Origin of the sequence: Methylobacterium aquaticum, from assembly GCF_001043915.1 — a bacterium.
Classification (GTDB): domain Bacteria; phylum Pseudomonadota; class Alphaproteobacteria; order Rhizobiales; family Beijerinckiaceae; genus Methylobacterium; species Methylobacterium aquaticum.
The window spans coordinates 1-9,510 of sequence record NZ_LABX01000222.1 but is presented as its reverse complement, the minus strand read 5'-3'; the positions used below and the strand labels follow the sequence as shown (position 1 = coordinate 9,510).

3 protein-coding genes and 1 pseudogene are annotated in these 9,510 nt (G+C 73.6%); 3 read left to right on the top strand and 1 reads right to left on the bottom strand.

All coding sequences use genetic code 11. The features are described from left to right. Both VP06_RS25955 and VP06_RS35315 read left to right on the top strand, forming a co-directional pair. Positions 1-2,734, top strand: a 2,734-nt coding sequence (locus VP06_RS25955; RefSeq protein ID WP_048466698.1) for a bifunctional diguanylate cyclase/phosphodiesterase, incomplete at its 5' end; no start/stop codon positions are given. 80 nt (positions 2,735-2,814) lie between these two features. Next, a pseudogene (locus tag VP06_RS35315) lies at positions 2,815-2,913 on the top strand (hypothetical protein); the annotation flags it as partial. A gap of 46 nt (positions 2,914-2,959) precedes the next feature. On the opposite strand, the gene VP06_RS25950 reads toward VP06_RS35315, so the two are convergent. Beyond that, a complete protein-coding gene (locus tag VP06_RS25950; protein WP_048466697.1) occupies positions 2,960-8,260 on the bottom strand; it encodes an alpha-2-macroglobulin family protein in 5,301 nt (1,766 codons plus the stop codon). Between the two features lie 276 nt (positions 8,261-8,536). Between VP06_RS25950 and VP06_RS25945 the strand changes: the two genes are divergently transcribed. After that, on the top strand, positions 8,537-9,510 hold a 974-nt coding region (locus VP06_RS25945), incomplete at its 3' end, for a peptidoglycan-binding domain-containing protein (protein WP_048466696.1).

Here is a 9,510-nt window from a genome sequence, read left to right as displayed (position 1 = left end):
CGCCATGCTCGGCTACGATCCAGGCGTGGGCGTCGGCTACGATCCGGCGCTGACCCTCGCCTCGCTGCTGGTCAGCGTCGCCGGCGCGCTCGCGGCGCTGACCCTGCTGCACGCCTTCCGGACCAATCGCGGCTGCATCGGCGCCGGCATCGTGCTGAGCCTCGGACTCGCCGCGATGCACGTCACCGGCATGCAGGGCGTGCGCATCCCCGGGACCTTCATCTGGCATCCGGGCACGGCCGTCGCCGCCCTGCTCATCGGATCCGTCCTGAATTGCGCCTCGCTCCTGATGCTCCGGCACCAGGGCGACCGCAACCTGGTGCCCTCGGCGACCCTGCTCTCTGGGGGAATCGCCGTCCTGCATTTCCTCGCCATGGCCGCCGCCGAGGTCGTGCCCGATCCGCGCGCCGGGCCCGATGCCGGCAGCCTGCCGCGCGCGCCGATCGCCGTGGGCATCGCCTTGGTCGTCCTGGCGGTGCTCGCCTGCTCGGTCCTGGCACTGGTCGCCGACCGCCTGCGCCGGATGAACCGCGTGCTGAGCGAGCAGCAGGCGGCCCTGCTCGCCAGCGAGGAGCGCATGCGCGCCCTGACGGACTCGCTGCCGCAGATGGTCTGGGTCGTTCAGGACGATGGCCGGATCGTCTACAGCAACCGGCTCTTCCGGGCCTTCTTCGGCGCCAACCTCGCCTCCTATGCGCTGCGCATCGATGCCCAGCACCCGGACGACCGTGCCGGGACCGCCGCGTCGTGGCACCGGGCGCGGGTGGAGCGACGGACCTTCGATGCGGAACTGCGGTGGAGGAACCCGGCGGGCGAGTATCGCTGGCACAAGATCGTGATCGTTCCGGTCATGCAGGAGCGCACGGTCGTCGAGTGGATCGGCACGGCGCTCGACATCGACGACATCGTCCGCGCCCGCGACGCGCTGCGGGTGAGCGAGGAGCGTCTGGCCCTGGCGCTCGATGCAAGCAGCGACGGCCTGTGGGACTGCGATCTCGCAACCGGCGACCTGTGGGCCTCGGATCGCCTGTGGCAGCGACTCGGCTACGCGGCGGGCGAGCTTCCGTTTCACCGCAGCGCGTGGCTGTCGCTGATCCACCTCGACGACCGGCCGGAGGTCTTCGGCCGGCTCGACGCCCATCTCGCGGCGACCACGCCGGTCTTCGAATGCGAGCACCGGCTGCAGCGCAAGGACGGGAGCTGGGGCTGGTTTCTCACCCGCGCGAAGGTCGTCGCGCGCGACGCGGACGGGCGGGCGACGCGGCTTGTCGGCACCCATGTCGATATCGGCTTGCGCAAGGAGGCGGAGAGACGGATCGCCCACATGGCCGCCCACGATGCCCTCACCGACCTGCCGAACCGCACCCTGTTCCGTGACCGGCTGCGGCGCCGGCTCTCCGGGCACCGGCGCGGCGAGGCGGCCTGCGCGGTGCTGTGCATCGATCTCGACCGCTTCAAGGAGGTCAACGACGTCCTCGGCCATCATGCGGGCGATGCCCTTCTGCGCGAGGTCGGGCAGCGCCTGCGGGAGGGCCTCGCGGCCCCGGACATCGCGGCGCGGCTCGGAGGCGACGAGTTCGCGGTCCTGCTCGACGCGGTCGACGGCGCGGGCGACGCGCTGGCGCGGGCGGAGGCGCTGATCCGGGAGATCGGCCGGCCGGTCCGGCTCGGCGACCAGTCGATCGAGATCGGCGCCAGCATCGGCATCGCCTCGTCGCCGTCGGACGGCACCGACGAGGAGGCGATCCTCCGCCGCGCCGATCTCGCCCTCTACAAGGCGAAGGCGGCTGGGCGGAATCTGGCCTGCCTCTTCGACCCCGCGATGGACCCCGCGATGGACCTCGCGCTGGCCGAGCGGCGGCGGCTCGAGGCCGACCTGCGCCGGGCCATCGCGCAGGACGAACTGGTGCTGCATTACCAGCCACAGGTCAGGCCCGGACGCGGACAGCTCTTCGTGGGACAGCCCTCGGCCGGGCAATCCCCGGACAGCCAGCATGCGGATGGGGGCCCCTTGGAAGGGCGCCTCGTGGGGTTCGAGGCGCTGGTGCGCTGGCAGCACCCGTCCCGCGGGCTGGTGCCGCCGGGCGCCTTCATCCCGCTCGCCGAGGAGACGGGCCTCGTCGTCGCCCTCGGCGAATGGGTGCTGCGCGCCGCCTGCCGCGAGGCGGCGGGCTGGGCGCGCCCGCTCAAGGTCGCCGTCAACCTGTCGCCGCGCCAGTTCCAGCAGATCGACCTGCCCGAGCGCGTCCTGGCGATCCTGACCGAGACCGGCCTACCGCCGGACCGCCTGGAGATCGAGGTCACCGAGACGGTCATCATCAACGACATGGCCCGTGCCATGACGGTCCTGCGCCGCCTGAAGTCGTTCGGGATCCGGATCGCCATGGACGATTTCGGCACCGGCTACTCGTCGCTGGCGACCCTGCAAGCGTTCCCGTTCGACACGATCAAGATCGATCGCTCCTTCGTCAGCCAGCTGGAGCAGCGCCCGGCCGCCGCCATGATCGTGCGCGCCGTCCTGGGCCTGGGCCGCAGCCTCGACATCCAGGTGGTGGCCGAGGGCGTCGAGACCGAGGGGCAGATGCTCTTCCTCATCGCGGAGGGGTGCGGGGAGATGCAGGGCTACCTGTTCGGCAAGCCGCAGCCCGTCGAGCAGATCGCCGGGCTGGTGGCCGGGGAGAGGCCGGTCGCGGCGGAGCGGCGGGAGACGGCCCTGCGTCTGGTGAGGGGCTGACGCCGGGGGACCGCGCCCAAGGAGAGAGGGGAAGGCCGGAATGATCGCGATCGCCCTCTACGCCGCCCCAGGTCGTCCTCAGCCGCCTCTGGCTCGCAAGGTTCCGCTACGGCGGCCCGCCGGAATGGCTGTGGCGCGTCCTCGCAGTCGGGCGCAGGCTGCCGATGCGGCGGGCCTGAGCCGGTCCGCCGTCACTCTCCGATCGGCCTGAGCGGCCGGGCCGCCCTACCGCGCCGCCCCCACCTCCAGCGTCCCGAACGCCGTGCGCCCGTAGCGCCCGGGCCGGTACATGTCCTCGATCGTCGCCGCCGGGTGGACGTAGCGGCCCGGCGTCACCGCCCGCACCGTGTAGGCGACGCTGAAGAAGGCGGACTGGCTCGGGTCGCGGTCATAGGCCGCCACGAAGCGGTCGTCGCGGAACTCGGTGTGGGTGGGCTTCACGTCGGACTTCGCCCAGGCGAGGCCGGCGGTCGCATCCGTGTCGAGGAGCTTCGGGTTGTCGATCTCGAGGCCCGCCGGCAGGCGGTCGACGAGGAGCAGGCGGCCGGCGCTGGCCTTGGCCTCGGTCACCTTGAGCACCACCACCAGGCGGTCGTTCTGGCGCAGGGAGGCGAGGTCGGCCGGGCTGCCGTCGAGGCGGTGATAGCTGCGCTCGATCGTGTAGCCCTTCGCCTCGGCCGGCTCCGGCACCGCCGGGTTGCCCGCGATGCCGAGGGCGAGCTGCACCGGGGCGGTGCCGCGATTCGTCACCGTGACCGGCTTCGCCTCCAGGGCGGCACCGGAATAAGTCCGGTACAGGGCCCCGGAGACCGGGGTGCCGTCGAGGGCGAGGGAGGGCGCGTCCTTGGCGGCGTCCTTGGCGAGTTCGGCTGCCGCCAGCACCATCCAGGCCTGTTCCTGGGTGCTGGTCGGGCGCCCCGAATCCCGCTCCTCGCCCACCACATTGCCGAGCGAGCCGAGGGCGTCCCGCGCCACCCCGGTCTCGGCGGCGAGCGCGATCAGCCCGGCGCCGTCGCGCAGGCGCGAGCCGTAATCGGCCCGGTAGGTGCCGCTGTCGCGCTCGGCCCGGAGCGCCGCCACGGCGGCCTCGAAGGCGGTGCGGGCCCGGGCCCGGTCGCCGAGCAGCGCGAGCGCCGCGGCGATCTGGCCGCGGGCGAGCGGCGTCGAGAACGAGGCGAGCTTGGTGTCGGCGAGGTAGCGCAGGTCGCCCATCACCGGCCGGCCGTTGCGCGCGAGCACATAGGCCGCATAGGCGAGGTCGAGGCCGCCGCCGGTGACCTCGGTGGCATTCGCCACGCTGTTGCGCAGCCGGTCGAGGGCCAGGGACATTGCGGTTGGCGGCACGGCGAAGCCGCGCTCCCGCGCCCGGGTCAGGAAGTCGGTGGCATAGGCGGTGAGCCACAGATCCTCGGCACTGCCCGACGACGACCACAGCCCGAAGACGCCGCTCGAATCCTGGCGCGACAGCACCCTTTCGATGGCCCCCTTCACCCGCTCGTCGGCGGTGCCGTCGAGGCCGAGCTGGGCGAGCGCCGCCAGGCGGTTCACCGAGAGGAGCGGCATGGCGCGGCTCACCACCTGCTCGGTGCAGCCGTAAGGATAGCGGTCGAGGGCCTGGAGCAGGGCCGGCACGTCGATCCCCCCGAAGGGGGAGGCGGCCAGCGTGACGGAGCCAGTCCCCGGGATCACCTCGGCGAGGAGGTCGCCCGACAGGGTCAGGCTCGCGCCGGGCTCGATCTTGCGCACCTCGCGGCGCAGGAGCGCCCCGGTGCCGGGCTGGATCCGCAGGGCGAAGCTCTGGCCGGCGGGCTCGGAGAGCCCCGGGCCGTTGAGCCGCAGGTCGACGCGCGCCAGGCCCGGCCCCGCCGCGGTGAGCGGAATCTCGACCGTGCCGCGCCCGCCCGGCTCCAGCCGCAGGCTGCGGCTGAGGGCTCCCGCCGGGACCACCACCGGCCCGGCGAGATCGACATCCACCGCGTAGGTGCCGGCCTGTCCCTCGACATTGTCGAGGGCGACGTGCAGGCGCGAGCGGTCGCCGACATCGAGGAAGCGCGGCAGCGTGCCGCTCGCCACCACCGGATCGCGGATCACCACGTCGGCGGAGGCCGCCCCGACCCGGGCCGCGCTCCAGGCGGTCACCATCACCCGGGCGGTGCCGTTGAAGGCGGGAATCGGAAAGCTCACCTCGGCCCGGCCGTCCGGGCCGACCGTGACGACGCCCGAATAGCGCGCAAGCGGTTCCTGGGCCGGCGGCGCACCGTCGAGTTCCGCCCCGCCGGCATCACCGCCCGAGCGGATCGCGCCCAGCGTGCCCTGCATGCCGTCGATCAGGTAGCCGTAGAGGTCGCGGACCTCGGTCGAGAGCGTTTTTTGGCCGAAGAAGAACCCGAACGGGTCCGGATTGGCGTAGCGGGTGAGGTTGAGGATGCCGACATCGACCGCCGCCACGGTCACCCGCGCCTCCTCGCCGGCTTTCAGCCCCGCGAGGCGGATCGGCAGGTGCAGCTCGCCCCGGGGCCGGACCTTGGCGGGAGCCTCCACGGTGACGCCGAGGGTGCGCGCGTCACGGTCGATCCCGAACCAGGCCAGCCCCATCGCCCGGCCGGGCAGGCGCTTGGCCGCCTGGTCGAGGGGCCGGTAGGCGGTGGCGACGAGATAGGCGCCTGCGCCCCAATCGGGCTTCACCGGGATCTCGACGGTGGCGCCCGTGGCCGGCAGGTCGAGGGTGCGGATCTCGTGGACCTTGTCGCTCACCACCGCGACGGTGGCGGTGCCGGCAAAGCGCGGGCGCAGGCGCGCCTTGAGCGTGTCGCCCGACGCATAGGCGCCGCGGTCGAGGGTGAGGTCGAGGAGGTCTGGCGCGTCAGCGGTCTCGGACCCGCTCCAGCCGACATTGAACGACAGGCTCGCCGCCTCGAAGCCGGGGCCGCGCACCTCCAGGCGGTACTGGCCGAGCTCGACCGGCATCGCGACCTTCGCGGGCGCGCCGGGATCGAGCGTCACGCGGCCGTTGGCGATCTTGGCGGTGGTCTTGACCGGCTCGTAGGACCAGCGCCCGTCGGCCCGGTACCATTGGTAGCGCCGGTCGACCCGCAGCAGGGTCCAGCTCGCCTCGCCCGACAGGCGCGTGCCGTCGGGCCGGGCCGCCGCCACCTCGAAGCTCGCGGTCGCGCCCTCGCGCAATTCGCCGAAGCCCTTCTTGATCCCGATCACCGGGCCGGCGGGCAGGATCGGCAGGGTCAGGCTGCGCTGCACCGCCCGGCCGCCGGGCTCGCCGACCTGGAGCGACACCTTGGCCTCGAAGGGCCGCGGCCCGCTCGTGGCCGGCACCGCGGCCCGCACGGTCGCGCGCCCCTGGGCGTCGGTGGTGACGGGGGCATCCAGCTCCGCCGTCACCGGCTCGATGCGCTCGTCGTCGAGGCCGGTCGAGAACTCCTCGAAATTCTTGATGCCGCTGCGGGCCGCCGGCTGCACCGCCACCGAGCCGCCGATGCTCAAGCCCGCCCCCGGCGCGCCGTAGAGATAGCGGGCCGCCACCGACACCGTTGCCGGCTCTCCCGCCTTCAGGGCGGCCTCGGCCGGCGTCAGGGTCACCTCGATGCGCTCCGGCACGTAATCCTCGACGAGGAACGTCGCCTCGCCGACCGGGGGCGCCTTCGGGTCGGTATAGGCGACGACCCGCCAGGTGCCGGGCTGGATGCCGGAGAGCAGCGGCAGGGAGAAGGCCCGGCCGCCGAGGCCCGCATCGGCCACCTGTGCGCGGCGGTACTCGACGCCGTCCGGGCGCTTGGCCACCAGGGTCAGGGGCAGGGTCGGGATCGCCGCGCCCTTGGCGTCGCGCAGGAGCGCGGTCAGCTGCACCGTCTCGCCCGAGCGGTAGACCCCGCGCTCGGGAAACAGATAAGCCTCCGCCGCGCCCGGGGCCGGCCGGCCCTTCACGCCGCGATCGGCGAGGTCGAAGGCGCTCAAGTTCAGGTCGAGGAAGCCGTAATCGTCGCCGAGCCGCGCCACGACGAGGCTCGGGGCCGCCCCGCCCTCGCCGCGGGCGAGCCCGGGATCGAAGGCGGCGACGCCCTGCCCGTCGGTGCTGCGCGTCGCCAGCACCTCGTTGTTGCGGGCGACGAGGCGGATCTCCGCCCCCTTCAGCACGGAGGCCGAGGCGAGGGAGCGGGCGAGGACCTGGATTCCGTCCCGGCCCTTGAAGGCGGTGAGCCCGAGGTCGGAAACCACGAACCACTGCGTCGCCTCGCTCTCGTAGCCGCCCTCCTCGTCGGCCAGCGCGGCGGTGCCGCTCGGCCGCGCCATCATCACGTAGAGCCCAGGCTCGACCTTGCCGACCGCCTGGAGCACCGGGAAGGCCGTCACCGCCTCGCGGTTGGTCTCCGCCGGCGCCGTGTCGAGGGTGCCCTTCCACACCGCCACGCCGCGCTCGCGGGCGATGGTGCGCAGGCTCGAGCCGGAGAGCTGCGACAGGAACTCGTCGGAGCGCAGGGCCGGCAGGAGCCCGCGATCGCCGATCCGCACCACCTCGACGTCGAGCTTCGCGGCGTTGACCGAGATCAGCGGCACGCCGGCCTGACCGGTGCGCGGCAGCACGTAGTTGCGGCCGGTGAAGCGCACCTGCGGGCTGCGGTCGCGGACGTAGATCTCGTAATCGGCCGCCTTGCGGAGGGATTCGCCGACCGTGGACGGCAGCCCCTGGCGCAGGACCACGCCGTAGCGCTCGCCATGGCGCAGGCCGTCGACGCAGACCTGCTGCTCCTGCGCGGTCACGGCGGTGTCGCTCGCGCCCGAGACGGCGACGAAGGGCGCCACATCCGCCTTCGGGTCGATGGTCTCCGACAGGGTGAAGCAGGCCCGCGGCGCCGCGGCGTCGGAATCGACCTTGTAGTCGAGCACCCGGAAGCCGTGCTCGTCGCGCAGCGCCTCGTAGGTTTTGGCGGTCTCCGGGTCGCTCGCGAGTGCCAGGCTCGCCGCATAGGCTTCGAGCGCCGGGCGCCAGCTCTCCTGCTTGGCCAGGGCCGCGCCGAGGAGCGAGAGCGCCCGCGCCTCGTCGGCGGGGGCGCTCGCCCGCTGATAGGCCAGGTAGGCGCCAGCCCGGGCCTCCGTCTTCAGCTTCTCGTTCGTGGTGTAATCGTCGTTCTCGGCATCGCCCGCGGTCTCCGCCAGGGCATACCAGTTGCGCCAGTCCGACGGTTCGGCGACGGCGGCACGGCGATAGGCGGCGAGCGCCCCGTCGGTGTCGTCCTTGCCCTTGAGGGTCTCGGCCTCGCGGCGCCATTGCGCGGCGGATTTGCCGGCGGCGCCACCCTCCTCCCTCACCCGCGCCTCGAGCCGCACCGCCTCGCTGGCCAGCGCCGGGCGCACGAAGCTCTTGGGCCTGGGCGCGGGCTGCACCAGGGCGGCCCGGCGGGGCGCCGGGTTCGGGGCCGGCTGGGCCTCCGCGCCGGGGAGTGCCGTGAGCATGCCGGCCATTCCGCCAGCCAAGCCGATGGCGATGCGACCGACCCTGGTGATGAGCGACATGTCCGGCCTCGCAGCGATTCCCCGCGCGGGCGGAGCCTAAGCAGCACCCGGTCGCGGTGCAATCGGATGTCGAGCCGGAACGATCGATTTCGCTCGGATCCGGTTCGCTCAGGTCTCCTTGTGGTCAGGTCTCGCGCCGATCCGGGTTCCACTTCGCCACGGAAAGGCGTTGGCCGATCCAATATCAAGACGGATCGGCACAGGACCGAGGCGGAACGAGCCTGGAAGTCCGGCTTCGCCTCTGCCAAGGTCCGGCGCCTGTCTTCGGAGAGCCCGATGCCGCGATCCGCCCGCCTGCTCGCCGCCGGCCTGTTGCCGCTCCTCGCCTGCGGTGCCCTCGCGCCGGCGGCCGTCGCGCAGGGGCCTCGTCCCACGGCGCCCGGAACCACCGGTCCCGCCGCGAAGGCGCCCGCGCCGCGCCCCCCGGGCCCGGCCACGCCCGATCCGGCCTTCGAGGCCGCCCGCGCCGCCTTCGAGGCCCGGCCCGAGGCGGAGCGCCGGGCGGTGCAGGACGCCCTCGTCTGGGCCGGCAATTACACCAGCGTCGTCACCGGCACCTTCGGCCGGCGCACCTACGAGGCGATCGGCGCCTGGCAGACGATGTCCGGGACCGCCGCGACCGGGATCCTGGACGAGCCCGCCCGCGCCGCCCTCCTGGCTGCCGGCGAGGCGGCGCGCCGGGCGGCCCGGTTCACCGTGGCGCCGGATGCCGCCACCGGCGTCGTCATCGGGGTTCCCGAGCGGCTGCTCTCGAAGCGCAGCCGCCTGTCCGGCGGCACCCGCTGGCAGAGCCCGGACGGGCGCATCACCCTCGACACCAAGGCCAGCCCCCCCGGCGAGAGCGACCTCGACGCCCTGTTCGCCCAGAACTCCGCGGCGACCCCTGACCGCAAGGTGACCTATTCCCTCAAGCGGCCGGACTTCACGGTCGTCACCGGCGAGACGACGGCGGGCAAGTTCTACATCCGCCACGCCGCCGGCCCCGCGGGCATCCGCGGCTTCACCCTCGCCTACGACAAAGCCTCGGCCCGGGAGATGGACCGGCTGGTGATCGCGATCGCCAACAGCTTCGTGCCCTTCCCGGGCGAGGCCCCCCCGGCGGCGCCGGCGGCAGGACCGACGGCAAGAGCGACGGTAGGACCGACGACCGTACCCGCGGCCGGGCCCGCGGCCGCCACCGGCCTCGTGGTCGGCCCCCGCCGGATCGTCGCGGTGCTGCCCGGTTCCTGCGCGACGCTCCGGCGGGGGCC

Excerpts from the sequence above, each read along its gene's own strand:
- VP06_RS25950 (WP_048466697.1), bottom strand. The coding sequence starts at position 8,260 with ATGTCGCTCATCACCAGGGTCGGTCGCATCGCCATCGGCTTGGCTGGC.